The organism is Rhizobium sp. PAMB 3182, assembly GCF_052908355.1.
In genome coordinates, this window is sequence record NZ_CM128607.1 from 3,764,858 (window position 1) to 3,791,323 (window position 26,466).

General features: G+C 62.2%; 24 protein-coding genes. 12 read left to right on the plus strand and 12 right to left on the minus strand.

What is annotated here, in order from left to right; translation table 11 throughout:
• The first annotated feature begins 230 nt into the window (after positions 1-230).
• Positions 231-977, plus strand: a complete 747-nt coding sequence (locus tag ACU5AZ_RS18045) for an AAA family ATPase (protein ID WP_446823703.1) — start codon at positions 231-233, stop codon at positions 975-977.
• A gap of 80 nt (positions 978-1,057) precedes the next feature.
• Here ACU5AZ_RS18045 and ACU5AZ_RS18050 read toward each other — a convergent pair whose 3' ends face one another.
• Positions 1,058-2,422 (minus strand): L,D-transpeptidase family protein, encoded by a 1,365-nt coding sequence (locus ACU5AZ_RS18050; RefSeq protein ID WP_446826046.1) that lies wholly within the window; start codon positions 2,420-2,422, stop codon positions 1,058-1,060.
• 184 nt (positions 2,423-2,606) lie between these two features.
• Between ACU5AZ_RS18050 and ACU5AZ_RS18055 the strand changes: the two genes are divergently transcribed.
• The 3 genes from ACU5AZ_RS18055 (at position 2,607) to ACU5AZ_RS18065 (ending at position 4,283) form a co-directional block, all read left to right on the plus strand.
• Positions 2,607-3,452 (plus strand): DUF4432 family protein, encoded by an 846-nt coding sequence (locus tag ACU5AZ_RS18055; RefSeq protein ID WP_446823704.1) that lies wholly within the window; start codon positions 2,607-2,609, stop codon positions 3,450-3,452.
• A 69-nt stretch (positions 3,453-3,521) separates the two neighbouring features.
• On the plus strand, positions 3,522-3,860 hold the full coding sequence (locus ACU5AZ_RS18060) for a TIGR01244 family sulfur transferase (RefSeq protein WP_446823705.1): 339 nt from the start codon (positions 3,522-3,524) through the stop codon (positions 3,858-3,860).
• An 81-nt stretch (positions 3,861-3,941) separates the two neighbouring features.
• Entirely contained in the window at positions 3,942-4,283 is a 342-nt protein-coding gene (locus ACU5AZ_RS18065; protein WP_446823706.1) for a RidA family protein, read from the plus strand.
• A 133-nt stretch (positions 4,284-4,416) separates the two neighbouring features.
• Here the strand turns inward: ACU5AZ_RS18065 and ACU5AZ_RS18070 are convergent, their stop codons facing one another.
• The 3 genes from ACU5AZ_RS18070 to ACU5AZ_RS18080 form a co-directional block, all read right to left on the minus strand.
• Positions 4,417-6,075 (minus strand): thiamine pyrophosphate-binding protein, encoded by a 1,659-nt coding sequence (locus tag ACU5AZ_RS18070; RefSeq protein ID WP_446823707.1) that lies wholly within the window; start codon positions 6,073-6,075, stop codon positions 4,417-4,419.
• Positions 6,076-6,135: 60 nt separating this feature from the next.
• Positions 6,136-7,089, minus strand: a complete 954-nt coding sequence (locus ACU5AZ_RS18075; RefSeq protein WP_446823708.1) for a DMT family transporter — start codon at positions 7,087-7,089, stop codon at positions 6,136-6,138.
• A 96-nt stretch (positions 7,090-7,185) separates the two neighbouring features.
• The gene (locus ACU5AZ_RS18080) at positions 7,186-8,133 is read right to left on the minus strand and encodes an alpha/beta hydrolase (protein ID WP_446823709.1); all 948 of its coding nucleotides are present in this window, start codon (positions 8,131-8,133) and stop codon (positions 7,186-7,188) included.
• Between the two features lie 252 nt (positions 8,134-8,385).
• On the opposite strand from ACU5AZ_RS18080, the gene ettA reads away from it, so the two are divergent.
• From ettA to metF, 3 genes are all read left to right on the plus strand, one after another.
• On the plus strand, positions 8,386-10,035 hold the full coding sequence (gene ettA, locus ACU5AZ_RS18085; protein ID WP_446823710.1) for an energy-dependent translational throttle protein EttA: 1,650 nt from the start codon (positions 8,386-8,388) through the stop codon (positions 10,033-10,035).
• Positions 10,036-10,191: 156 nt separating this feature from the next.
• Complete coding sequence (locus ACU5AZ_RS18090; RefSeq protein ID WP_446823711.1) at positions 10,192-11,199, plus strand: ArsR/SmtB family transcription factor; 1,008 nt, start codon at positions 10,192-10,194, stop codon at positions 11,197-11,199.
• Positions 11,200-11,202: 3 nt separating this feature from the next.
• Entirely contained in the window at positions 11,203-12,111 is a 909-nt protein-coding gene (gene metF, locus ACU5AZ_RS18095) for a methylenetetrahydrofolate reductase [NAD(P)H] (protein ID WP_446823712.1), read from the plus strand.
• Positions 12,112-12,635: 524 nt separating this feature from the next.
• Here metF and ACU5AZ_RS18100 read toward each other — a convergent pair.
• Positions 12,636-13,553 carry a DMT family transporter gene (locus ACU5AZ_RS18100; protein ID WP_446823713.1) on the minus strand — a complete coding sequence of 306 codons (918 nt, stop codon included), beginning with the start codon at positions 13,551-13,553 and terminating at the stop codon, positions 12,636-12,638.
• A gap of 152 nt (positions 13,554-13,705) precedes the next feature.
• On the opposite strand from ACU5AZ_RS18100, the gene ACU5AZ_RS18105 reads away from it, so the two are divergent.
• Complete coding sequence (locus ACU5AZ_RS18105; RefSeq protein ID WP_446823714.1) at positions 13,706-15,112, plus strand: cation:proton antiporter domain-containing protein; 1,407 nt, start codon at positions 13,706-13,708, stop codon at positions 15,110-15,112.
• Between the two features lie 18 nt (positions 15,113-15,130).
• Here the strand turns inward: ACU5AZ_RS18105 and ACU5AZ_RS18110 are convergent, their stop codons facing one another.
• From ACU5AZ_RS18110 to ACU5AZ_RS18125, 4 genes are all read right to left on the minus strand, one after another.
• Entirely contained in the window at positions 15,131-16,330 is a 1,200-nt protein-coding gene (locus ACU5AZ_RS18110) for a lytic murein transglycosylase (RefSeq protein WP_446823715.1), read from the minus strand.
• A 154-nt stretch (positions 16,331-16,484) separates the two neighbouring features.
• The gene (locus ACU5AZ_RS18115) at positions 16,485-17,276 is read right to left on the minus strand and encodes a glycoside hydrolase family 25 protein (protein WP_446823716.1); all 792 of its coding nucleotides are present in this window, start codon (positions 17,274-17,276) and stop codon (positions 16,485-16,487) included.
• 134 nt (positions 17,277-17,410) lie between these two features.
• Positions 17,411-18,067, minus strand: a complete 657-nt coding sequence (locus tag ACU5AZ_RS18120; protein ID WP_446826047.1) for a class I SAM-dependent methyltransferase — start codon at positions 18,065-18,067, stop codon at positions 17,411-17,413.
• Between the two features lie 41 nt (positions 18,068-18,108).
• Entirely contained in the window at positions 18,109-19,359 is a 1,251-nt protein-coding gene (locus tag ACU5AZ_RS18125) for a DUF3419 family protein (RefSeq protein ID WP_446823717.1), read from the minus strand.
• 198 nt (positions 19,360-19,557) lie between these two features.
• Between ACU5AZ_RS18125 and ACU5AZ_RS18130 the strand changes: the two genes are divergently transcribed.
• Entirely contained in the window at positions 19,558-20,928 is a 1,371-nt protein-coding gene (locus ACU5AZ_RS18130) for a serine hydrolase domain-containing protein (RefSeq protein ID WP_446823718.1), read from the plus strand.
• Between the two features lie 14 nt (positions 20,929-20,942).
• Here the strand turns inward: ACU5AZ_RS18130 and ACU5AZ_RS18135 are convergent, their stop codons facing one another.
• The 3 genes from ACU5AZ_RS18135 to ACU5AZ_RS18145 form a co-directional block, all read right to left on the minus strand.
• Positions 20,943-21,767, minus strand: a complete 825-nt coding sequence (locus ACU5AZ_RS18135; protein ID WP_446823719.1) for a transglycosylase SLT domain-containing protein — start codon at positions 21,765-21,767, stop codon at positions 20,943-20,945.
• Positions 21,768-21,873: 106 nt separating this feature from the next.
• Positions 21,874-22,506, minus strand: a complete 633-nt coding sequence (locus ACU5AZ_RS18140) for a LysE family translocator (RefSeq protein WP_446823720.1) — start codon at positions 22,504-22,506, stop codon at positions 21,874-21,876.
• Positions 22,507-22,603: 97 nt separating this feature from the next.
• The gene (locus ACU5AZ_RS18145; protein WP_446823721.1) at positions 22,604-23,821 is read right to left on the minus strand and encodes a pyrophosphate--fructose-6-phosphate 1-phosphotransferase; all 1,218 of its coding nucleotides are present in this window, start codon (positions 23,819-23,821) and stop codon (positions 22,604-22,606) included.
• A 236-nt stretch (positions 23,822-24,057) separates the two neighbouring features.
• Here ACU5AZ_RS18145 and ACU5AZ_RS18150 point away from each other — a divergent pair, with 236 nt between their 5' ends.
• The 3 genes from ACU5AZ_RS18150 (at position 24,058) to ACU5AZ_RS18160 (ending at position 26,318) form a co-directional block, all read left to right on the plus strand.
• Positions 24,058-24,768, plus strand: a complete 711-nt coding sequence (locus ACU5AZ_RS18150; protein ID WP_446823722.1) for a TerB family tellurite resistance protein — start codon at positions 24,058-24,060, stop codon at positions 24,766-24,768.
• A complete protein-coding gene (locus ACU5AZ_RS18155; RefSeq protein WP_446823723.1) occupies positions 24,765-25,529 on the plus strand; it encodes an N-acetylmuramoyl-L-alanine amidase in 765 nt (254 codons plus the stop codon). The genes ACU5AZ_RS18150 and ACU5AZ_RS18155 overlap by 4 nt, the downstream gene beginning before the upstream one ends.
• Before the next feature lie 261 nt (positions 25,530-25,790).
• Entirely contained in the window at positions 25,791-26,318 is a 528-nt protein-coding gene (locus ACU5AZ_RS18160; RefSeq protein ID WP_446823724.1) for a lytic transglycosylase domain-containing protein, read from the plus strand.
• The last annotated feature ends 148 nt before the right edge of the window (positions 26,319-26,466 follow it).

Consider the following 26,466-nt stretch of genomic DNA (forward strand, 5'->3'; position numbering starts at 1 on the left):
GAGAAACAACGGATTTCAACCCTGTCTTCATTTCAGGGTGTGCTAATAAGAAAATTTTCCCGGATTTTCCGATGGTTATCCCTCATTTCTCATGAGTGCAAAGGCAGCGCCTCGGGTTAACGCCTCGTTAACCATACTCCGCAACAGTTGATTAACCTCGCACCATGTCCTTCGGTGCACGTGCAAGAGGGCGAGATGGGGCTCGCGGTTCAGCAGGCGGAGAATTCAGAATGCAAGTGATTACCCTCGCAAACGCAAAAGGCGGTGCCGGCAAGACCACCGCTTCCCTTCTTCTTTCGACCGAACTGGCACGGGCAGGGCACAGGGTCGTCGTCCTCGACGCCGACCCGCAGCGCTGGATCTCGTCGTGGCACGAGGCGGGCGGCGTCATCGCCAATCTCTCGGTCATTTCCGAAGTCAGCACGGCCTCGCTTCCCTGTCATATCCATGATGCCCGGATGGCGGGCGTCGACTACTTCATCATCGATCTGGCCGGTGCGCGCGATGCGCTGGTGACGACCGCCCTCGGCGTTTCCAACCATGTGCTGATCCCGGTGCAGGGCTGTGCCATGGATGCGCGAGGGGCGGCGCAGATCCTCGATCTCCTGAAGCTCCTGCGCGAGAAGGCAAATATTCACATTCCACATTCGGTGGTGCTGACGCGGGTCACTTCGATGGTGACGACGCGGGCGCTCGCCGCGATCAAGGAGCTGCTGTCGGCCCGGGGCGTCAACGTGCTCGACACGTCGATCGCCGAGCGCACCGCCTTCCGCGAGGTGTTCGATTGCGGCGGCACGCTCTACACGATGGATGCCGCCAAGGTCAGCAATCTCGATAAGGCACAGGAAAACGCCAGGGCCTTCGCGCGGGAAGTTCTCACGCTTCTGCCGGCCGAAGTCCGGGCACGTCCGTCGATGCGCGCCGCCGTCACGGCAAATCGAAGCCGTTTCGGCTTCTGGAACAAATCAGCGGCCTGATCTCCTCCCAAGCTCGGCCGAAATGAAAACCGCCCGGTCGATGACCGGGCGGTTTTCATGTCTTCAGGCGTTGATGGCGATCAGTCGACGAATTCGACGGTGACGCCGGGCTTGACCATCTTGGCGAGCTCGTTAGCGTCCCAGTTGGTCAGGCGCACGCAGCCATGGCTGGCTGTCTTGCCGATCTGCGACGGCTCGGGCGTGCCGTGAATGCCGTAGGTCGGCTTCGAGAGTGCGATCCAAACATTGCCGACGGGGCCGTTCGGGCCCGGATTGATCTGCAGGATCTGGTTGTTCTCGCCCTGCTTGAAGTTGATCTTCGGATTGTAGGTGTAGCCCGGGTTCAGCGCGACGCGCTCCACCGTCACGGTGCCGGACGGCGAGGGCGTGTCGGAGGAACCGATCGTGGCCGGATAGGCGGCGATCAGACCGCCATCCTCGCCATAGGCGAGAACCTGCTTCTTCGCCTTGTCGGCGAGAATGCGGGTGACGGTGCCCTTCTTCGGATTGCCCGGATTGACCACCTTGATGATGGTGCCGGGAATGGAGAAGTCGACGCCCGGATTGAGTTCCTTCAGGTAGTCCTCATCCATGTGGAACCGCTCGGCCAGCATTTCCGAGGTCGAGGTGAAGGACATCGCCGGCAGCTTGGCCTTCTGGCTGTAGTCGCTCGGGATTTCGGCGACGTAGGGGCCGGCGGCATCGGCGGCGGTGATCGTGTAGTTGACGATCGGCAGGCCGCCGGAGAGCCGGAGGTTCTGCATCACCGTCTCGTCGTCGTTCAGGTCGTTGATGTTCAGCTTCTCGCCGGTGGTCTGCTCATAGGCGGCGACGGCCTTCTGGACGTTGGAGCCCATGCGTCCGTCGATGACGCCCGGCGAAAAGCCCTCGCGGTCGAGGAAAACCTGCAGGGCCACCACTTCCGGCTTCGAACGCTTGCTCAGCGTCAGGTTCGGATCGTCGCGCTGCAAGGCCGGCTCGACAGACTTCGGCGGCGTGTAGGGCCTGGGCAGCGTGTTGGCGTATTGAGGAACATCGTCGTTCGACTGATCGGCCTGCTGATCCGGCTCGGGTGCATCCGGATAGGTGGGCGCCAGCGGTTCGCGATCGACAGTGCCCTGATTGGGCACCGTGCCGGTGATGATCTCCTGCTGGCCGTAGGAATCGGAGGGGGTCTCGCGAACGGTGACGCGCGAGTTGCGACGGCCCTGTTCCTCCAGCCAGCTGTAATACTGGTCGGCCGGTACCTCCGTGGCGATCAGCACGCCATAGCGGTCGATCAGGACGCGGCGGCCGTAGGTGTCGAAGCGTGTCGTCACTTCGCCTTCTTCCGGCATGTAGTCGAGAATATCGCCCTGGGGGGTGACGAGCACGACCTGGCTGCCGCCGCCACGCCAGAGGTCGCGGGCATCCGTGGACGCGGTTCCGGCCAGGGTTCCGATCAGCAACAAGGCAGGCAGAAATGTTTTGGCGTTTTTGATCACTGCAGCAGCACCATTCTTTCAAAGACTATTTTCTGTAGCGCCCGAATTTGGCCCGAATATGGATTTTCGTTTCCCGAAGGCAAGGATAAGCCCTAAGAATCCAACGGCAAACGGGAATCGCCTTCCCTAACGGACAGGATAACCGATGATTGAATTTCATGTAGGCCGGGGCCCACACCTTTTTCTGGACGAATCCTCCGCGCTGGATGTGCAGGGATGCGTGGTCGGCGGCGTCGATATCGCGCCCGGCAAAGCCGTTCCGGACGATGGTGACGCGCGTATTCTCCACTCGGTCGGCGGGTTTCTCTTCACCTGCGGTCCGGATCATATCCGTCATCCGGAGCCGATTGGGGGCCGGACGGACGGCAAGAAGTTTCCTTTGCATGGTTCGCTTGCCGGTAGTCCCGCGGTGGTGATTTCCAATGAGCAGTCCAGCAATCATGCCGAAATCAGCGCCACTGTCGTCGTCGAGCTCGCCCAGGGTGGAACTGCCAGGCTTGAGCGTCGGTGGATGATGGACGGCGTCACCGGCAAGACTACGCTCAGCGACCGGGTGGTCAATGCCGGCGATACGCCGTTTCCGCCGGTCTTCATGTATCATATGAATATCGGCGCGCATCTGTTCGACGATCGCACGCGGCTCGATGGTGCCATGTTCGAAGGCGGTTCCATCGGCTGGAAATTCGGCGATACGGACATGAAGGTCTTCTGCGTGCCCGCGACCACCAAGGCCGGGCATGACGACGCAGCTGTCGCGCTCGGGCCGATCGCCGGAATTGCCGGGCGCACGCTGAAGGTTGCTTTCTCCGTCGCGACGCTTCCCCATCTGCAGATGTGGCGCAACCAGGAGCGTCCGGCGCATGTGCTCGGCATCGAACCGGTCTCGCACCGCTGGGTCTCGCGCGCCGATCTTGCGGCAGCTGGCGAACTCGATCTCTTGCAGCCCGGCGAGAGCAGGGACTATTCGATCAGCTTCGTATTCGAAGATTGATGCGGGGAAGATTGACGCGAGCGGGCGCTTGCGCGTAGACAAACGCCAAACGAAATCGAGGAGAGGCGCATGGATATCCGCGAAGTCAACGGTGAATACTCGGTGAGCGGCCAGATCACGGTCGAGGAACTGGACGCCATCAAGGACATGGGCTTCAAGTCGATCGTCTGCCACCGGCCGGACCATGAAGACGGCGGTCAGCCGACGTTTGCCGATATCTCCGCCCGTGCGGCCGAACTCGGCATTGAGACCCGGCATATTCCCGTCGGGCCGATGGGCGTGACCGCAGAGGCGGTCGAAGGCATGGTCGACGCGCTCGACGAGCTGCCGCGGCCGATGCTCGGCTATTGCCGGTCCGGCGCGCGCTCGACCCGCATCTACGAGCAGACCGTCCATATGCGCGGATAATATCCCGCCCATCTGTTTTTTCGGGGCAGTGCAGGCGCTGCCCCGTTTCCATTTGCACATCCATTTATCAAGGAGACCATGATGAGCATCAAGCGTATCGAAGCCGGCGCCCGTATGAGCCAGGCCGTCATTCACGGCAACACCGTTTACCTCGCAGGCCAGGTCGGCGAAGGCGAGACCGTTGCCGAGCAGTCCAAGGACGCACTGGCGGAAGTCGATCGCCTGCTGGCGGCTGCCGGCACCGACAAGTCGAAGATCCTGCAGACGATCATCTACCTCTCCGACATGTCGACGTTCGCTGAAATGAACGCAGCCTGGGAAGCCTGGGTCGATCCGGCCAACACGCCGGCCCGCGCGACCAGCCAGGGCGCGCTTGCCGCGCCGAAGTACAAGGTCGAATTCATCGTGACGGCGGCGCTGTAAGCGCATCTGTCCCGCAGATCAGAGAAAAGCCCCGGTGCTGTCGCGCCGGGGCTTTTTGTTTGCGAGAGATTGATTCAGGTGCTTGCGAGATTGAGTCCGGAATTGCCTCCAAGCACCTGAAGGCGATTGATTTTTAGCGCTTTGACGAAGCCGAGATCTCGGACAGCGTCCGCGTCGGCGTGATCGCTTCCGGATCGAGCTTGATTTCAATGATCGCCGGCTTGCCGCTGGCTCGCGCACGTTCGAAGGCCGGTGCGAAGTCTGCCGTCGTCTCCACCGTTTCGCCATGGCCGCCATAGGCGCGGGCGAGTGCGGCAAAATCCGGATTGACGAGATCCGTACCGGAGACGCGGCCGGGATATTCCCGTTCCTGATGCATGCGGATCGTACCGTAGATGTTGTTGTTGATGACCAGGGTGATTAGCGGAAGGCCGTAGCGTACGGCGGTGACGAATTCCTGGCCATGCATCATGAAGCAGCCGTCGCCGGCAAAACAGATGACCTCGCGTTCGGGAAACCGCGCCTTGGCGGCGACCGCCGCCGGCAGGCCGTAACCCATCGAGCCGGAGCAGGGGGCCGCCTGCGTGTTGTAGGCCCGGAAGCGGTGGAAGCGGTGGAGCCAGGTGGCGTAGTTGCCGGCGCCGTTGGTGAAGATGGTATCGGCGGACGTGTTTTCTTCGATCCACTCCATGATCGGTCCCATCTGGACCAGGCCCGGGCCGGTCTTCGGCGGGGTTGACCAGGAGAGATAGGCGTCGTGCATGGCGCGGGTGCGCTCGGCAAAGCGTGCGCTGTCGGTAAGCTCGAACCCTGCGAGGGCTGATACGAAATCCGATGGTGCGGCGCAGATCGCCAGGTCCGGCCGGTAGACGCGCCCGAGCTCCTCCGGGTCGGGGAAGACGTGAACGAGCGTCTGCTTCGGATAGGGGATGTCGATCAGCGTGTAGCTGGAGGACGGCATTTCCGACATGCGGGCGCCGATCAGGATCAGGAGGTCGGCCTCCTTGATCTCTTTTGCCAGCGCCGGATTGATGCCTATGCCGACATCGCCGGCATAGGACGGGCTCAGGTGATCGAACAGCATCTGGCGGCGGAAGGAGCAGCCGACGGGCAGGTTGCAGCGTTCGGCAAAGGCGCGGATGCCGGCGACCGATTCCTCGTTCCAGCGCGTGCCGCCGAGGATGATCATCGGACGCTCCGCCTTCTGCAACCGCTCGCGGAGGTCGGCAATCTGGGACGGCCCCGGATGCGCCGGAACCGGCGTGCAGGCCTTTGCCGCAGGCGCTTCCACCTCGTCGCGCAGCATGTCTTCGGGCAGCGTCAGGACGACAGGGCCGGGGCGGCCGGATGTGGCGACCGCGAAGGCGCGGGTGACGAATTCGGGAATGCGCGCGGCGTCATCGATCTCGCCCACCCATTTGGCGAATTCGGTGAAGGCGCGGCGGAACTCGACCTCCTGGAAGGCTTCGCGCTCGCGTGCCTCGCGCTGGACCTGGCCGATGAAGAGGATCATCGGGACTGAATCCTGCATGGCGATGTGCAGGCCGGCGGAGGCGTTGGTGGCGCCGGGACCGCGGGTCACCATGCAGATGCCCGGTTTGCCGGTCAGTCGCCCCCAGCAGTCTGCCATCATTGCCGCGCCGCCTTCCTGGCGGCAGACGATCATCTCGATTGCACTGTCGTGGAGCGCGTCGAGAACGGCGAGGAAGCTTTCGCCCGGAACGCTGGCAATGCGCTCTACACCATTGGCTTCGAGGGCTTCGACAATGAGCTGGCCGCCCGTCTTCTTCATGTGTTCATCTCTCTTTCAGTCAGTCTTGCGCCCTGATGGGGGAATGTCTCCGATCGCTGGTCAGGGCGGAACGGGTTTGGTTTCCGACACCACGCCCCGTTGCAGCTGGCGCTCGCGGAAGACGATGTAGAGGCCGGAGCCGATGATGATGGCGATGCCGAGCCATTTGACGGCATCCGGGAAATTGCCGAACACCAGCCAGCCGAACACCGTCGCCGATACGATTTCGATATACTGCAACGGCGCCAGCACGGAGGCCGGCGCCAGTCGATAGGCACTGACGCTCAGGAATCCGGACAGAGCGGCGACGACGCCGACGCCCAGTAGCCAGAGGAACGCCGTGCCGCTCGGCCAGGACGGTTCCAGCACGGCAATGCCGCCGGCATCGCCCGCCCACAAAAGAAGTGCGGCCATCGGGATGCCCCAAATCGCCATCTGGAACTGCATCGACCAGGTGTCCTCATGCTGCGACACCGTCCGGTTGATCAGGCCGAAAATGGCGAAGCAGAATGCGGTGACGATCGGCAGCAGGGCGACATAGCCGACATCGGCGAAGCTTGGACGAATGACGATGACGGCGCCGAGGAAGCCGACGGCACAGGCCGTGTAGCGCCGCCAGCCGATCGTCTCGCCAAGGAAGATGCTTGCAAGTACCGTCAGGATGATCGGCTCGACGAAGAAGATGGCGATGGCATCCGCGACGGCCATCTCGGCCAGCGTCGTGACGAAGCAGACCATGGCGATGACGATGACAGCGGCACGGATTGCATGGATCAGGCTGCGGCGGAAGGAGAAGCGCCGCCAGCTGCCGTTGACGATCACCAGCGGCAGCATGAAAACGGCCTGGAAGACGAAGCGTGCGAGCGTGATGACGCCCGGAGAAACGCTGTCGGTGGCGAGTTTGGCGAAGATGTCGATGCCGGGCGCGAGCAGCGTGGCAATCACCATCAGTCCCATGCCCTGCAGGATGGGAGATGTAACGGCCGGCACTTTCTCAGCGGATTGCGAACTCATGGTCTTCCTATAGCCTCGCGGCCCGGCAACGGCATGTGATTTTCTGTCATCGGTTCATGCTGTTTGCGCGGTTGGGAGTGATGGATCGAGAGGTTTCTAGGCTGCTGCGCCCGGGATTCTTTTACAAACGTCGACGCACCAGATGGCAAAGTCCGCTGCGGCCTTTTCGCGGCCGATGTCGTTCAGCGTCTCGTGGCGCGCTTCCGGGTCGATGATTGTGGTGACGTCGCGGTAGCCGAGGCGTTTCAGGTGATCGGAAAGCCAGCGGATCGCCTTGCCCTTGTTGGTCGCCGGGTCCTCGCCACCGCCGACAAGGTGGATGGGGAAATTCTTCGGGAGCCGGGAGAGCTGGTCCGGGCGCAGTGGCCGGGCGGAAAGCTCCATCACGTCGAGCCACATGGAAATGCTGGCATCGAAGCCGCAGAGCGGATCGGCGTCGTATTTGTCGACTTCCTCGGGGATGCGCGAAAGCCAGGCGGAGGCGGGATGATTGCCGGGAATGGACCGGCCCCAGGCATCGAACGTCGCCTTCGGCATCACGAAGCTCGGCACGTCCGAGCCCATCAGCATGCGCTCTGTCTTGAGAACGCCAAGCGCCAGATAGCGGCCCGCGCCGAGGTGGAAGTTGGAATTCCAGACGGTGACCGCCGAAAACTTCTCCGGATGCGCGACTGCCGTATTGAAGCTGATGAGGCCGCCCATGGAATGACCGAAGAGGATGACGGGCAGGCCGGGGTGGCGTGCTGCGGCCAGGTCGCGCATGGCGATCACGTCCGCAATCACCTTGTCGACGCCATCCCTCACGGCAAAACGCCCGATCGGTGCATCCGGCGCCCGCGTCTCGCCGTGGCCGCGATGATCATGGGCATAGACATGAAAGCCGCTATCGGAAAGCACGTCCGCAAACGGTGCGTAGCGCCCGGAATGCTCCGCCAGACCATGGCAGATCAGCACCACGCCAAGGGGCGCTCCCGCCGCAGCCTTGTTGCGCCAGGCGATCCGGGCGCCGGACGGCGCATCAAGAAATTCGAGCTGGCTGAACATGTCTCCTCCGCCTCCTCAAGCCGACGCGAGCATTGGCGATTTTCGCGGACGGGGCAATGGGCTTGCATGATAATTCCTGCAACCCGATGGCCGGGACGGCGGCGCCGCCACAATGACGGATATTGGCTTGGAGCCCGGCATTCCGTCGGGGCAATCCCCGCCGGATCAACACTCGGCCATTGCCTGTGGACCCTAAATCGCCTACATGGGCGGCAGATTTCCCTGAATTTCAAATGGAGCGCGCGGACCAGCATGGCACGTCAGTTCATCTACCACATGGCCGGGCTCAACAAGTCCTACGGCAACAAGAAGATCCTCGAGAACATCCACCTGTCGTTCTATCCGGATGCGAAGATCGGTATTCTCGGCCCGAACGGCGCCGGCAAGTCGACGGTGCTGCGCATCATCGCGGGTCAGGACAAGGAATATACCGGCGAAGCCTGGCTGGCCGAGGGCGCGACCGTCGGTTACCTGGAGCAGGAACCGCGTCTCGATCCGGCGAAGACCGCCTTCGAAAACGTGATGGAAGGCGTGGCCGACAAGCAGGCCGTGCTCGACCGTTACAACGAGCTGATGATGAACTATTCCGACGAGACGGCGGAAGAGGGCGCCAAGCTGCAGGACATCATCGACAGCCAGAACCTCTGGGACCTGGAACAGCAGGTCGAAATGGCGATGGAAGCGCTGCGCTGCCCGCCGAAGGATGCCGACGTCACGGTGCTGTCGGGTGGTGAACGCCGCCGCATCGCGCTCTGCCGGCTGCTCTTGTCGCAGCCGGATCTGCTGCTGCTCGACGAACCGACCAACCATCTCGACGCCGAGACGATTGCCTGGCTCGAAAAGCATCTGCGCGACTATCCGGGTGCCGTGATGATGATCACCCACGATCGCTACTTCCTCGACAACGTCACCGGGTGGATCCTCGAACTCGACCGCGGCCGTGGCATTCCTTACGAAGGCAACTACTCTGCCTACCTTCAGGCGAAGGCGAAGCGCATGCAGCAGGAAAACCGCGAAGAGGCTGGGCGCCAGAAGGCGCTGTCGCGTGAACAGGAATGGATCGCATCCAGCCCCAAGGCTCGCCAGGCCAAGTCCAAGGCGCGTATCAAGGCCTATGAACAGCTGGTGGATGCGGCTGAAGGCATTCGGCCGGGCGATGCACAGATCATCATCCCTGTCTCCGAGCGCCTCGGCAATGTCGTCATCGAGCTTGACGGCATCACCAAGGGTTTTGAAGGTCGCACGCTGATCAACGACCTGTCGATCAAGCTGCCGCCGGGCGGCATCGTTGGCATCATCGGCCCGAACGGCGCCGGCAAGTCCACGCTGTTCAAGATGATCACGGGTCAGGAAAAGCCCGATGCCGGTTCGATCCGCATCGGCGATACCGTCCATCTCGGTTATGTCGATCAGAGCCGCGATGCGCTGGATGGCTCCAAGACCGTATGGGAAGAGATTTCCGGCGGCGCTGAAGTGATCAAGCTCGGCAAGTTCGACATGAACTCCAGAGCCTATTGCGGCGCCTTCAACTTCAAGGGTGGTGACCAGCAGCAGAAGGTCGGCAATCTCTCTGGTGGTCAGCGCAACCGCGTGCATCTGGCCAAGATGCTGAAGTCCGGCGGCAATGTTCTGCTTCTCGACGAACCGACCAACGACCTTGACACGGAAACGCTCGGCGCACTTGAAACGGCACTAGAGAACTTTGCCGGCTGCGCCATCATCATCAGCCACGACCGCATGTTCCTCGACCGTCTGGCAACGCATATCCTCGCCTTTGAAGGTGACGGCCATGTCGAATGGTTCGAAGGCAACTTCGAAGACTACGAACAGGACAAGATCCGTCGTCTGGGTCCGGATGCGCTCAATCCCGGCAGCCAATCCTACAAGCGCCTGACGCGGTAAGTCGGTTTCGTCGGAAACATGAATTGTCGAGGGCTCCGGTACGCTGGGGCCCTCTTTCCATTCATTGGGGCTACCTTCTCAGCCAATTCCCCCTTGCACAACGATCTCAAATCACATAAAGATATCTTTATATCTTGATTGCGATGAGGGCGACCGATGGCGCTGGGACTGGAACCTTTGGTGGAGACGCTGAAAGCGGCGGGGGAAACGACCCGGCTGAGGCTGCTTGCGCTCCTTTCCAAGGGCGACCTGACCGTCACCGATCTTACCGAAATTCTCGGCCAATCCCAACCGCGCATTTCCCGGCACCTGAAGCTGCTGTCCGAAGCCGAGCTCATCGAGCGTTACCAGGAAGGCGCCTGGGCCTATTTCCGCCTGCGCCAGGAAGGTGAAGCCGTCAGGCTCGCCTCGGCGCTATTGTCGGCGGTCAATGACGGCGATCCGGTGCTCGCCCGCGACGGCGAGCGGCTCGGCGCGGTCAAGGCGCAGAGGGCGGAACGCGCGCAATCCTATTTCAGCCGCCATGCCGGGGAATGGGACGAGATGCGCCGCCTGCAGGTCAACGAGGAAGAGATTGACCGGCAGCTGATCAAGATCATCGGCGCCAATCCGATCGATTCGCTGCTCGACCTCGGCACCGGCACCGGCCGCATCCTGACGCTTCTGAAAGACCGCTACCGTCGCGCGATCGGCATTGATGCCAGCCGCGAGATGCTGGCGGTCGCCCGCGCCAATCTCGACAAGGCCGGGATCACTCGTGCCTCCGTGCGCCACGGCGATATTCTCAACCTGCCGGTCGACGGCCAAGACTTCGATTTCGTCATCATCCATCAGGTGCTGCACTTCCTGCCGCAGCCGGAACTGGCGATCGCGGAAGCGGCGCGAATGCTTCGGCCCGGCGGACGCCTCGTGGTCATCGACCTGGCACCGCACGGGCACGAGTATCTTCGTGATGAGCATGCGCATCAGCGTCTCGGCTTTTCTCACCAGGTCATGAACGACTGGCTGAAGAAGGCGGGACTGAATGCCGAGCAGGCCATCGATATCCATCCGGGGGAGGGCGCCGATGCGGCGCTGACGGTCTCGATCTGGCTGGCGCGCGATCCGCGTCTTCTGATGGCCGGCGAGACCGACGCACTCCCCGAAATGTCCGGGAGTATTTGATCAATGGCGTTTCAGCCCCTTATCGCCACAGAACGGGAAAATGTCCGCTTCTCCTTCGAGTTCTTTCCGCCGAAGTCGGAAGAAATGGAAGGCCAGTTGTGGGAAACGGTCGACCAGCTTGCCCAGTGGGGCCCGGAGTTCGTCTCCGTGACCTATGGCGCCGGCGGCACCACACAGGCGCCGACGCTTGCCACCGTGTCGCGGCTGATTGCCAAGACACCGCTTGCCACCGCCTCGCATCTGACCTGCGTCGGGGCGACGCGTGAAGAGGTGCATGCCGTCGTCGACCAGTTCCGGGCAGCTGGCGTTCGCCACTTCGTGGCGCTGCGCGGCGATCCGGCCGGCGGCATCGGTCATGCCTACAAGCCGCATCCGGGCGGCTATGCGAACGCCGCCGAGCTGGTGGCCGGGCTGCGCGCGCTCGGCGATTTCGAGATCTCCGTCTCTGCCTATCCGGAGAAGCATCCGGAAAGCACCGACGCGGCCGCCGACATCGACATGCTGAAGCGCAAGGCCGACAACGGCGCCGACCGGGCGCTCACCCAGTTCTTCTTCGACAATGATCGCTTCTCCACCTATCTCGACAAGGTGCGCGATGCCGGCGTGAAGATCCCGGTCGTGCCGGGCATCATGCCGATCCAGAATCTGACGCAGCTGAAGCGCTTCGCCTCCATGTGCGGCGCGACCGTTCCGGCCCGGCTGGATGCGCGCTTCGAAGGCCGCCACGACGATCCCGCCGCAAGGCTCGAGGTCGCGGCCGATGTCGCAGCCGAACAGATCGCCGATCTGGTCCGCCGTGGCGTCAACGAGTTCCACATCTATTCGATGAACCGGGCGACGCTGTCCTCGATGGTGCTCGAACGACTCGGTTTCTCGCGCAAGAGCGAACTCAAGTCCGGCGCCGCCGCCTGAGCGGCAAAAACCCGACCGCAGATATGAAGCAAGCGCATCCGGAGGTCATGGGATGCGCTTGCTGTAAATTTCTAAGCAGAACTGATTTTTGTTAGGGTTCGTCTTTGCGACTGAATTTCAAGACTGCAATCTGATCAGATGAAGAGCATGCTTGCGATGAACACGAAGGCTGCACTGATCAGAAGGACGTTCAGAGAAGTTGTAAGTCCCATAGCTGTCTCCCTGAGTTGACAATCAGATGATAGGCAGAATTCCTTAAAATTGGAAAGCGGATTTTGTGCTGCGCTGCAAAAAGTCGCACCAACTTCCCCTTGGTTAGCCTATCTAAAGCTCTGTTTTTACTTCTGAAAATAATTCACAAGGTTTATGAGAATGGCTAACGTTTCGTGAATGGCGCGGACCGGTTGGTTTACGCCATTCCCGCCTTGGAGCAACAAGCCTGACCGACGCAATACCCGTGTCATGATTTCGACATAATTGATTTCAACCTGCGCGGGAATTTACCGCTGAAATTGCCGGTGGTCTCATGCCATCCGCGGGCGCCGTTTCAGCACGCGACCGTCGAGAACCACGAGTCCCGCACCGATCAAGAGCATGCCAATCCAGTCTGCGCTGCTCAGCACCTCGCCGAGGAAAAGAGCGCCGAGAAGAATGGCGCTCGGCGGCACCAGCAGGGTGACGAGCGACGTGTTCGTCGCCCCGGCAAGGCCGATCAGCCGGAAGAACAGGATGTAGCCGAAGGCGGTGGAGGCGAGCGCCAGCGCCAGGATCGAGGCGATTGCCGCGCCTGAAGGCATGGCGATCGTCCAGGGGTGATCGATCAGGAGTGCGGCCGGCAGCATGATCAGGCTCGATGCCGTCAGCTGTCCCGTTGCCGTCACCGACGAATTGAGGTCTCGGAAAGAACGGCTGTAGATGCTGGCAAAGCCATAGGATATCGCCGCCGCCAAAGGCAGGGCGAGCGCCCAGAGCGGAATATCCGTGTGCTCGAAGGCGGTCGGGCCGATCAGCGCCACAGTGCCGGCAAGGCCGAGCGCGCATCCCGCGAGCTTCGCGCCCGTTAGTTTTTCGTCGGTCGTCAGAAACTGTGCGATTATCACCGTCCAGATCGGCGTCGTGGCGTTCAGGATCGAGGCGAGGCCGGCGCCGATCTCAGTCTGCCCCATGAAGATGAAGGTGTGCGGGACCGCGTTGTTGATGAGGCCAAGCAGCAGGAACTGCCGCCAGCGGCCGGCGAGCGACGGATAGAGCCCGTGCCGGCCGTGGAGATAGACATGCAGCGCCACGGCTGCAATCGAGAGGCGCAGGAAGACCAGCGTGAAGGGTGGCACTTCGGCAACCGCGATTCGGGCGAAGAAGAAGGAGCCGCCCCAGAGCAGGCCCAGAATGAAAAGAAGGGTCCAGGCGGTAAGGGTGAGCTTCTGTGCAGAGGCAGTAGCCATTGCGGGAATCCTCGGGTGTGACAGTTTGGCGGGACGGTAGAAAACGCAATTGGCGATTGCCACCCGAATCCTGCTGTGCATCATAAACATGCGCTTCGCAATCGGGGGCCTGAACGAAACTTCGAGGGAAGGACGGACCGCTGGATCCGACAGTGACAGACACCATTTCGCAATCGGCAGGCCATGGCGCCGATCTCGTCTCCATCGCAGCGGTTGTCGCCGTCGCGGCCATTCTCGGTCTCGGTTTTCTCTGGCTGCGCCAGCCGCCGCTAGTCGGCTTCATCATCGCGGGCGTGGCGCTCGGGCCGACCGGCGCGGGTCTGATCGAGAATTCGGACAACGTCCAGCTGCTCGCCGAAATGGGCGTTATCGTCCTCCTGTTCTTCATCGGCATGGAACTGTCGATCAAGGCCTTCATCCTGTCGATCCGGCAGGCGTTGAAGGTCGCCGGCGGACAGCTGCTCGCCGCGATGTTTCTGGGACTGGTGACGGCCTTCTTCACCGGCGCATCGCTGTCTGAGGCCGTCATTCTCGGCTTCATCATCGGCCTGTCGTCGACGGTGGTGGCGATGAAGATGCTCGACGAGATGGGGATGCTGCGCGGCGAGGCGGGCAGGGTGGCGGTCGGCGTCCTGATCGCGCAGGACCTCGCGGTGGTGCCGATGCTGATTTTCGTCTCCAGCCTCGGCGGCGGCAACATGGATGTCTGGTCGATCATCGGCAAGATGGCGGTCGCCGTCGGCGCCATGGCGTGGCTGATGTGGTGGCTCGCCACCCACGGCAAGATCCGCATTCCCTTTGCCGAGAAGATCGAGGACAAGACGGAAATCCTGGCGCTCGGGGCGCTGGCGGCCTGCTTCGCGGCGGCGGCGATTTCCGGTTCGCAGGGGTTGTCGCCGGTCTACGGCGCCTTCCTGGCCGGCATCGTCGTCGGCAATTCGACGCTTCGAAGCCGTGTCATTCCCGTCATCGAACCGATCCAGAGCATCCTGCTCGTCGTCTTCTTCCTGTCGATTGGCCTGCTGATCGACCTCAATTTCATCTGGGAGAATATCTGGACCGTGATCTTCATCTCGCTGCTGGTGGTCGCGGTGAAGACGGTGCTGAACATCGTGCTTCTGCGCAAGACCGGGTCGAGCCCGCAGACGGCGTTGGTCGCGGGCCTGTCGATGGCGCAGATCGGGGAGTTTTCCTTCGTGCTGGCCGCCGCCGGTTTCTCGGTCGGCGCGCTCGGCATCGATCTCTACCGGATCGCCATTGCGGTGACCGCCGTGTCGCTGCTCGTCTCGCCGCTCTGGGTCAGCGTCATGCACCGGCTGGAGAACATCGCGACCGAAGGGCTCCAGGATTACCGCAAGGCGCTGGCGACTGCCTATTCGCACGAGCTGCACGAGGTCAGCCGGTCGCGCGATGCGGTCGCGCATGTCCTGCACGAGGGGCATGTGCGTTACCGCGCCGTGCGTCTCGCGGTTTTTCATCGCCGTGCGGTGGCGCGCAAGGCGAAGCTCGAAAAGGAAAACGCCGCCCGCCAGAAGGAAAAGGCGGATGGCGCAGAGTGATGCGTGTCAGGTTGACGCTTACTTGAGAGCGGCGAGGAATGCCGGCGTCGGCCAGCCGTCGGCCGGCAGGCCGAGGCGGACCTGTTCCTTGCGCACCGCGTCGCGCGTGCCGGAGCCGAGGATGCCGTCAACCTCGCCGACGTCGTAGCCCATGCTGTCGAGCTTTTCCTGCAGCTGCTTCATCGCCGCGCCGTCGAGACCGGGCTCGGGATTGCCGACGTCATACTTCGGCGCGCCCTCGAAGCGGGTGGCGAAGTAGGCGGCCGAGGTCGTGTAGATGAACGACTTGTTCCATTCCAAATAGATCGCGAAGTTCGGGTAGGCGATGAAGGCCGGACCCTTGCGGCCCTGCGGCAGCAGGAGATCGCCCTTGAGGTTGCCGAAGGACGTGTTGCCGTCGCGTGGCTGGACGCCGAGCTTAAACCAGTCACCCGCCGTCATCGAACTGTCGAGGCCGGATTTCTCCAGAGGCAGGTTCTCGGGCAGGCTGACTTCCTGCAGCCATGGCTCGCCCGCCTTCCAGCCGAGATGCGCGATGAAGCGGGCGGCGGTCATGATGGCGTCGGGGCCGCTTTCCTTCAGGCGGACATGGCCGTCGCCATCGCCATCCTCGCCAAATGCGACGATATCCTTCGGCAGCATCTGCACCTGACCGACTTCGCCGGCCCAGGCGCCGGTGTTGGTCTGCGGGTCGAGGTCGCCGTGCTGGACCATCTTGATCAGCGCGATCAGCTGCGGGCGGAAGAGTTCTGGGCGGCGGCAGTCATGGGCGAGCGTGACCAGCGCATTGCGGGTGTTGAAAGAGCCCTGGACGGCGCCGAAATCGGTTTCCATCGCCCAGAATGCGGTGACGACGCCAGCCGGCACGCCGTATTCCTGCTTGGCGCGGGCGAAGACGTCGGAAAACTGCTTCATCTTCTGCAGGCCGATATTGAGGCGCGCCTGGCTGACGGTGCGCTGGGAGAATTCCAGGAAGGTCTGGCGGAAGACGCCCTGGGCGCGGTCCATCTTCAACACCTTCGGGTCGATCTGCGCGCCGGCCAGCGCCCGGTCGGCGGCGTCAGCCGGAATGCCGTCGGCGACAGCCTCAGCCTTCACGCCGGCGAGAAAGGCGCCAAGGTCGCCACCGCACTGCGCCTGCTGGGCTGCTGCCGGTGAGGCTGCGACCGCCAGAGACAGGGCCGCGACTGCGAGCGGGATGCTGAGGGTATGACGCATGCGAGGGGATCCTTCCTGATGTTTCTTCCGATTTTGTGACGTGTTCTTGCCAATGAGTGTGACCGAAGCAAGACACGACTGCGTTATTGGGCAGCAATAGGGGGCGATGGGCGAGAGGCGCCGGTCAGCCCAGCCGGTCATCACACCGCATCCGCTACTGGATGGACGCAACCCAGTTACGCCAGTTGTCGGGCGTGCCGGCAAAGGCGTTGATGTCGATCGGGCCGTCGATGCCCGGCACGACGCCGGTGGACGTATACTGCCAGAAGGCCCAGCGGCGTTCAGGGTAGACTTCGCCCGGATGGCCGGCCACCGAGCGCAGCCAGAAGTGATGATCCTGGAAGGCGCCGACGAGATTGTCGCGGTGGAAGTCGACGGAGGTGTAGATGATCGGGCGCTTGCCATAATAAGCCTCGAGCCGGTCCATGAAGCGCTTCAGTTCGGACCGTACGGTGGCCGGATCCGGCCGTCGCTTGCAGGTCTTCGATGTCGGGTTCCATTCGGCGTCGAGCACGGGCGGCAGGCCGACTGCGGCTGCGGGCACGTTCCTGATGAACCAGTCTGCCTGTTCATCCGGCGTCGAGCAGAAATAGTAGAAATGATACGGGGCATAGGCGAGGCCGGCGGCGCGCGCCTCGCGCCAGTATTCGTTGAAGCGCGGGTCGACGATGTCCTTGCCTTCGGTCGCCTTGATGAAGACGAAGGAGACGCCGGACGCCTTGACCTTGCGCCATTCGATGTCGCCCTGCCACTTCGAGACATCAATGCCGTGGACCTTCAGTCGGTCGGGATAGTTGGAGCCGAAATCATGCGGATCGGTGTCGGCGAAACGGCTGGGATGGGAAATGGTCTTGATGGATTTGGTTTCCATCAAGTCGTAGGTCGTGGAAGAGCAGCCGCCAAGCAGAGCAAGTATCGGCAGAAGAACGGTGATAAGCCGCAGCATGAATGTCCCGTTTGGCAACAATGAAACCGGATTTTCCCTCACGACCGATCCACTTCGGTGCAGAGGGACTATACACGGTCCATCCTGCTCCCGGTATCCTAAAGAAACGGTGAGATTTCTTGGTTAACCGGTGTTTAACCGCCGAGACTTTCGTCGGGCTGGTCGGCTTCGACGACCGATGCGGCGCGATAGACCGCGTGCCAGGCATAGCCGCCGTTCAGCGCCTTGAAGACGAGCGTCGCACAGTGTGCTGTGGCCCGGTCTTGCAGCACGTCGCGAAGCTGCTTGCGCGGCGTGACATGAAAGCGTGCGAGCCATCCCTTGAGCAGGGTCGCAAACCAACCCGGCAGGCGTTCCTGCTGGCCGAAATCGACGATGTGCAGTTCGCCGCCGGGCGCGAGCGCTGCAATGGCGGTGTCGATCGCCTTCTGCCAATCGGGGATCATGGAAAGCGCATAGGAGATCATGATCCGGTCGAAGCCGGTCTCGCCGAACTGGGCGGGCGAAAAGGCAGTGGCATCGGCCAGCCGCAGTGCCGGACGATGACGGCAGCCCGCGAGTTTCTTTTCGGCGCTCGCCAGCATCTCGGCGGAAATGTCGAGGCCGGAAAGGCGGGAATTGGGAAAGCGCCGGGCGGCAAGCAGCAGGTTGCGGCCTGTGCCGCAGCCGACTTCCAGAAGCGAGCCGCCGACGGGCACGTTGAGGCCGGCGATCGTGCTGTCGCGTCCGAGCAGGTAGTATTTGCGCGTCAGGTCGTAGATGTGCCGCTGGTAGCGGTACATCCGGTCCATCAGGCCGGCATGGCCGCGATCGAGCGTATCGGTGCCGGTTGTCACTGGACGATCCGCTCGTAGATGTGGAAGCCGCCGTAGATTGCCGAACGGTCGCGGCTGCCGAGTTCGCGCGACCGCTCCTCGTCATAGCGCCACTGGCTGCGGATCGCCGGATCGAGGCGGCCCTCGATGATGCTCTTTTCGGCGGCGGTGCGGAAGATGACGCGGGCATCGCCGCCGGCGGTGCGGGTGATCTCGCTCCAGAGCGCGTTCAGCTGCTCGTCGTTCATCCAGTCCTGGGCGTCGAGCAGGACGTAGCGGTGCAGGGAGTGATCGGCCTTGGTGTTCAGGAGCTCGGTGAAATTGGCGTGATGAACCGAAACCCGGGCGGTGTTGGCGCGGATCGCCTCGTAACTTTCGGGCTTCAGGTAATCGGGCAGTGTGCCTTCGCCGTCTCCCGGATAACGGCGGGCAAAGGCCTGCCAGGCGAAGTAGTTGTCCTGCAGCGGGAAATGGCAGGCGAGCTTTTCGAGGCGATGGCGAAGAACCGGTGCGACCGTGCCGTCCGAGGAGAGGCTCGCCAGCTCGTCATATTGCTGCGGCGGAATGCCGAGGCCGAACAGCGAGCTCTTGCGCTTCGTCATCGAGCGGATGACCGGCTTTTCGAACAGCGGCGCGATGCGGCTTTCGAAGAAGACGCGCTGTTCGTCGATCGACTTGCAGCGGGTGAATTCCTCAAGCTTCACGCCATGCGCGCGGGCGATGAAGTGACCGGCGCCGATGAAGCGTCCGAGCAGGCCGGTGCGGTAGATGTTGCGGTCGAAGACGCGGATGCGGCGCTTGCCGGTGAGATGCCGGCCGCTCCAGTATTTGCGCGTCGCGCCATCCAGATGCTGCTCGATGTGGCGGTGATAGTTGGCGCTGTTTTCCGCCTCGTTGGCTGAGCCCAGAAATCGCACGACCGAGCGATGGTCGGGGAGCAGGCGGAAGGCGGCGAGCTTGAGGCGGTTCAGGTTGACGTGATGGGGGTTCAGGTCAACGACGTCGATCGATGCGGGTGAGGCGGAGAGGTAGGCGAGCATGTTGCAGCCACCCGAGCCGATGGTGACGATGCGATGATGCGGCTGAAGCTCCATCGCGGCCATGTCGACTTCAGGGTCTTCCCAGATCTGCGGATAGACCATGCCGGAAAAGAGGAGGCCGAAGAGACGTTCCGAGAAGCCGGCCTTGCTGAAGGTCTTGTGACGCAGCAGCGCGGCCTTCAGCTTGCGATTGCGGTCTATTCCGATGTCCGTCGCGATATCGCTCATCGTCAGATCGTCCCTGTTTCCAGCCGGTTTGTCCGGTTGAGCGGCGTTTAAAGGGAGTCTGCTACAGTTTGATGACGTGGACGGCGTGGGTGAGCCGCCCGGTGCCGACGCCGCGGTTGATAACGGCATATTTGACACTTCCCCTCAGGACGCATTCCTGATTGCATACTGGCATATGCGTCGCGTACGGAGGATTTGGTGTTCCGCTGGTTGAAAAGATTGGTCAGGCGTCTCGTTTTCGTTCTGGTGGTTGCTCTCGTCGGCGCGTATTTCTGGCTTCTCTATTTCCCGCCGACCCTGCTCATGGTCGCCACCGGCTATGCGGCCAAGATGGGGTGCTCGGGGATATTCGTGTCCGGCCGTGATCCGGCCGATGTCTTCCGCCGCGACATCCGCCCGCAGGGCCATCCGATCTTCCACATCACGACGCTTGGCGTGAACCAGTCGCAGAAGAGCGTCACGGCACGGCTCTTCGCCGTCTTTGCGCCGAGCACCGCGGTCTACCGCGAGGGGCTCGGCTGCACGTCGGTGCCGGACGGTCAGATCGCGGCGGCACGCGCCGTCGCCATGCCCGACCGGCCGCTCATGCCGGAGCTTGCCGCCGACATCCCGTGGCCCAAGGGAAGCTACGTTCCGGCCGAGAAGGATCCGTCGATCTCGATCCTGCTGTCTGACGAGGTGCTGACAGGCCCCGGCATGCGCGCCGTCGTCGTCGTCAAGGACGGGCAGATCGTCGGCGAGATCTACGGGCAGGGATTTACCGCCGACACGCCGCAGCTCGGCTGGTCGATGACGAAGACGGTCAATGCCGCCGTCATCGGCACGATGGTCCAGAACCGGATGATGGCGCTCAATGAGGCCGGCCTCTTCCCGGAATGGACCGACGGGCGACAGGCGATCACGCTCGCCAACCTGCTCGCCATGGAGAGCGGGCTGGCGTTCAACGAGGATTACGGCGCGGTCACGGATGTGACGCGCATGCTCTACCTCGAGCCGGACATGGCCGATTTCGCGCTGGGCAAGCCGCTGGGCGCTGATCCGGGTGTCAAGTTCAGCTATTCGAGCGGTACCGCCGTTCTGCTGTCGCATCTGTGGATGAACCGGCTGACCTCGCCGGAGCAGGCGTTGATCTATCCCTGGCGCCGTCTCTTCAATCCGCTCGGCATGACGAGCGCCGTCTTCGAGGCGGATGAGAAGGGCACCTATGTCGGCAGTTCCTATCTCTACGCAACCCCGCGCGACTGGGCGCGCTTCGGCCTGTTCCTCGCCCAGGACGGTGTGTGGAACGGCGAGCGGCGGCTGCCGGAAGGGTTCGTTGCGGCGATGGGAACGCCGACGGAGGCGTCCGGCGGGCAATATACCGAACTGCAGGCGTGGAAGAAGATCGGCGACGAGGCGAAGGGCCTGCCGGCAGACATGTTCTGGCTCCAGGGTCACGACGGACAGTCGGTCGCGGTTTCGCCGGCGAATGGTTTGGTGGTCGTCAGGATGGGCATGACGCCGAGCGGGCTCGGCTACGATCCCGTACCGCTAGTGCGGGCGATCTCGAACGTGCTGGGGAAACGCTAAAGCGGGGGGAGGGACTATTCGGCGAGAACGTAGAGCATGTTCTTGCGCTTGGCGTCGTAATAATAGCCGCGCGCATACAGGCTGACGGCCTTGTCCTCGTCCTTGTCGGCAACGAGCCAGGCGCCCTTGAGATACTTCACCGCGTATTTGAGATTGGTCTCGGCGTCGAGAAGACCGTTCGGCTCGCCGTTGTAGCCCAAGCCCCTGGCAGTGTTGTAACGGATCTGCATCAATCCGTAGTTGCCCCTGTTATAGGCGGTCGGATTGTAGCGGCTTTCGCGATGAACCACACGTCGAACGAGGTTCAGCGGCACCTTGTAGAGGTCGGCATACTGCTTGATCAGGCCTTCGAGCGTGTTCGAGCTCGGCTGATCGGGAACGCTGTCGTCGTCATTGCCGGTGTCGACATAGGTCGCTTCCTCGGCGGCAAGCGCCTGGGCGACCGGAATGGATGCGGTCAGAAGCTCGATGTCACGGTCCGGCGTGGCATAGGCCAGTGCACTGACAGCCCCACTTGCCGAAGACGTATCGGTGCCGGCATAGGCGAGCTGACCTTGAGCGGGAGCGGTGCTGTCGGGCGCGAGACCGGCGACGCCGGCGGCCTCGACGGCGCTTTCGTCGTCAGCCGTCACGACTTTGCGGGGCGCGGTCGGATCGATCGGTGCAGCGGCGGACGCTGTTTGCGCAGTTGTCGCGGACGTATCAGCGGACGCAGGTGCAGGCGAGGCGGCGATTGCCGACATCTCCTGTGTGGTGCTCGTGCAACCTGAAGCGGCCATGCCGGCTGCCATGATCAGGCCGATTGCGCCGAACCGCGCTGGTGTTAAGCGTGCAGCCATTACGCCGTGCTTGTTCCTAATTTCCCCGAAATGCGATAGCAGCCGAATCCCCGAATGCCAAGGCATATTAACCATACGACGCATTGGGGCGCATTGATGGCCGAATTTAGGCCGCGTTCCGATATCCTGCGGTAATTATGCCGGCGCCGACCAGAAGCGTGCCGCCGGTGCGGTTGACGGCCTTCTGCACGGACGCCTTGCGGATGAAGCCGCGCGCCGCATCGGCAAGCAGGGCGTAGAGAAAGGCGTTGAGCGCGGCAAGCACAAGGAAGGTGCCTTCCATGATCGCCATCTGCTCGAAATAGGGTCGGTCCGGGCTCAGGAACTGCGGCACGAAGGCGATGAAGAAGACGATGCTCTTGGGATTCAGCGCGGTCACCACATAGGTGTGGGCGAGAATGTGCAGCGGCCGCTGATCGGGCAGATTATCGTTTTCCGCAATCGGCCCCTTGATGACCGGCGCACGCCAGAGCTTGATGCCGAGATAGACGAGATAGGCGCCGCCGATCCACTTGAAGACCGTGAAGAGTGAGGCCGAGGCGGCCAACACGGCACCCATGCCCAGCATGGAGGCGGTCATGGCGGTGAAATCGCCGAGCGCGACACCAGCGACGGTCGCTGCCGCCACCTTGCGGCCATGGCCGAGCGCGTAGGAGATCACCAGCAATATCGTCGGGCCGGGAATCGCCAGCATCACGGCGGATGCCACGACAAATGCCAGCCAGGTTTCGATCTGCATTGCTTCTCTCCGGACGCGCTTTGGGTGTTTGGGAAGAGCAAGCCATCAAAGCGCCGCCCCGTCAAGCGGGACGGGCCGCCTCATTCTGTCTCAGCCGTCAGTGCTTGGACGGTGTGATGTTCTGGCCGATATAGTCCATCACATCCTTGAACCAGGGTGTCGTCACGTCGAATGCCTTGCCGCCCTTGATGCGCGGGAATTCGATCGCCCTGAGCTTGCCGCCCTGGCCTTCGTCGTGACCGGTCACGCCCGACACCTTGTTGAGGCCGCATTCGACGGCGAGATCGACCATGCTCTGGATCAGGCGCAGGTCCTGCGCGTTCGCCGGTGCCGAGCGGGCGTAGTAGCCGGACTTCTGGACCATGGAGCGTTCGGCCTGCAGGAGCTTGGCGAAATGCTTCTGGAACCAGTTGCCGACATTGATCGTGTCGATCTTCACATGGCCAAAGGCGTCGCGCTTGATCTCCTCGCCGGCCGCCTCGCGGTCCGCGACGATCTGGTCGAGGCAGGCGCCTTCCGAGACGAACAGCGTGACGAAACCGGTGCGATCCATCAGCTCCTTCAGCCGGTCGGCTTCCGCGTCGAGATCGAAGTGCATCTCCGGCAGGTAGAGGCCGTCGATGTTCTTCAGCTCGGTGTTCATCATCATGCCCTCGATGTACTCGTTGTCGCGGGTACGGTCGATGTAGGCCTTGGCGGTCGCCGCCGTCAGCCAGCCGCAGTGGCGGCCCATGACTTCGTGGATGACGAGGGAGCGGGGGGCCGCGCTCTGCTCGTTCGACACATGGTCGAAGAAGCGGGCGCCGACTTCGGCCGCCGTCCAGGCGCCGAGAGACTGCCGGATCGGCACGACGTCGTTGTCGACCGTCTTCGGCAGGCCGACGACGGTCAACCGGTAGCCGTTGGCATCGAGATAGGCAGCAAGATCGGCCGCCGTCGTGTTGGTGTCGTCTCCGCCGATCGTGTGAAGGATGGTGATGCCGTCCTTGGCGAGTCGCTCGGCTGCGACGTGCAGCGGGTTCTCGCCTTCCTTGATCAGGCCGTTCTTCAGGCAGTCGGCGACATTCGTCAGCTTGACGCGGCTGTTGCCGATCGGCGAGCCGCCGTAGCGGTGGAGGACATGCGCCTTCTCGCGCATCTCGTTGGTGATCTGGATCTTGTAGTCCATCAGCAGGCCGCGATAGCCCGACTTGTAGGCAACGATCTCGGCGTCGGGCGCGACGTCGGTATACCGTTCGATCAAGCCGCCGACCGCCGAGGAAAGGCATGGCGCAAGCCCGCCTGCCGTCAAAATTCCCACCTTCTGCTTTGCCATGAAAACTCCCTTTCGTCCGGCGTCGCTAACCCCAGCCGCCGACGGTGGCATGGATGCTGCACTGCGCAAGCGCTGTAAAGTGAAGTTTTGAAGAAATTCAGACCAAATTTCAAAGGGCGATAGCAAATATGTGATCGTAATAGCGCCATCGTTGAAACCGTTCAGCCTTGCAAATCCGACGCGAATTTGGTCAATCTGGGTGCATGGAAAACAATGTTGCGCCGCAAGAGGCCGGAATGTCATTGTGGGAGAAGCTTCTGAATTCGGTGACGCTCACCGCATCATCGGCGCTGTCTGCGCTGATCGAAGCCGTGCGCACCAAGTTCGAGGGTGATCCCGAGACCCGCCGCAAGGTGGCCTTTTCGGTGGCCGTCATTGCGCTTTCAGCCAAGATGGCCAAGGCCGATGGAATCGTCACCATGGACGAGGTCGACGCGTTCCGGCGGATCTTTGATTTCCCGGAGAGCGAGGCAAAGAACGTCGCGCGCCTCTACAATCTTGCCCGACAGGATATCGCCGGATTCGAATCCTATGCCGAGCGGCTTGCCACCATGTGCACGTCCTGCGATACGAATTGCGCCATCCTGGAGGATGTGATCGACGGGCTTTTCCATATCGCCAAGGCCGACGGTCTTCTGCACGAGAAGGAATTGGCCTTCCTGGAACGGGTGGCGGAGATCTTCAATATCGATGAGCTGCGCTTCGAGCAGATCCTGGCGCGCCACATCTATGTCGAGGGCAGGGACCCCTATATCGTGCTTGGCGTTTCGCCGAACGACGATTTTTCCAAGATCAAGGCGCGCTACCGCGTTCTGGTTTCGGAAAACCATCCCGACAAGTTGACCGCCCGCGGCATTCCCGAGGAGTTTCATGCGCTCGCCAATGACAAGATGGCGGCGCTGAATGCCGCCTATGCGGCGATCGAGAAGGAACGCCGGGCAGCATGACGGCCTTCGAAGCCGATTTCCCGGGCGCGACGGTTCTGCCGTCGCCCAATCATGGCGAACGCCGCGACGGGCAGACGCCGGACATGATTATTCTCCATTATACCGGCATGCCGACGGCCGAAGCGGCCCTTGGCTGGCTCAGGAATGTCGAGAGCGAGGTTTCCAGCCACTATTTCGTCGATGAGGCGGGCGCAGTGTCGCAACTCGTGCCGGAAGAACGCCGTGCCTGGCATGCGGGCAAAAGTGTCTGGGCCGGCCGCACGGACATCAATTCCTGTTCGATCGGGATCGAAATTGCCAATCCGGGGCACCCTGGCGGACTGCCGGCCTATCCAGAACGCCAGATCGCGGCGGTCGTCGAATTGTGCAGGAATTGTGTCGAACGGTGGCAAATCGCCCCGGAGAGGGTGCTCGGGCACTCCGATATCGCCCCCGTTCGCAAGGTCGATCCGGGCGAAAATTTCCCATGGAACAAATTGCATGATTCGGGCGTTGGTCACTGGGTCGAGCCCTCTTCCATCACCGGTGGACGCTTCTTTCAGCGCGGTGACGAGGGGCAGCCAGTCGAAGCCTTGCAGTCGATGCTGTCCTTCTATGGTTACGGCATTGAAATCACTGGCCGATTCTGTGAGAAAACCGAAGGGGTCGTGGCCGCTTTCCAGCGTCATTTCCGGCCCGCTCTGGTTGACGGCATCGCGGACTTTTCAACGATCGATACGCTTCATCGTCTTCTCACTTCTCTGCCGCGCTATACCTCCTGAAACCGTGAAAATCCGGAGTTTCGTGTCGGTTGGATTTCGGCCGTCATTGGCAAAATATTGCGTTGCCACATATTTTTCTCATTGCATTGTTCTAAGGAAGCCACTGAACCGCACCCGTCAAGCAAAGCGATGCTAACGGGATGCACGTTTAACCAATAGGGTCAGGCTTACGGGGGACATCCCAAAGAAAGCGTCCCGTCGCTCGCGTCTTTTTACATGGCGCGGGCTTGGTGATCCTTTGTCTGGAGTAGAATAAAGTTCATGAATAAACTGATGATTGCTGTAACGGCGACGGCTATGCTGTTTGCTGCCGGCGGAGTTGTGCGCGCTCAGGACGGCGGTGAGACGCTGGTCGACATGATTTCGACGGGGTCGATCTCGGACGGCAACCTTGCGAATGCGGACGCACCGGAGTTCTCCGACAGTCCCTACACGTCGCTGATCACCCGCTACGCCAAGAAGTACGGCGTTCCGGTCTCGCTCGCCCATGCCGTGGTCCGGGTCGAGAGCAATTTCAATCCGAAGGCGCGGGGCAGCGCCGGGGAAATCGGGCTCATGCAGATCAAGCCGGCTACGGCGCGGATGATGGGGTACAAGGGTAGCTCGAAGGGCCTCTACAATCCGGAAACCAATCTCAACTTCGGCATGAAATACCTGGCAATGGCCCAGGATCTGGGCGACGGCAAGACCTGTTCGACGATCCTCAAGTACAATGCCGGCCATGCCGCCAAGCGGATGAACCCGGTCTCCAAGCGTTATTGCGGCAAGGTCCTGGCCCTGCTCGACTGACGCCGGGGGCGTTCGTCACTTCCACCGGATAGCCGGAACCTTGTCGGTTTCGGCGTGCCGGCCTTTCTTAAAAAGTTGATTCCGGCGCTTGTGCCCTTGCGGACGACCATCAGTCGCGGCACTTGTGGAAAGCGCTGGTCAAAGAGTC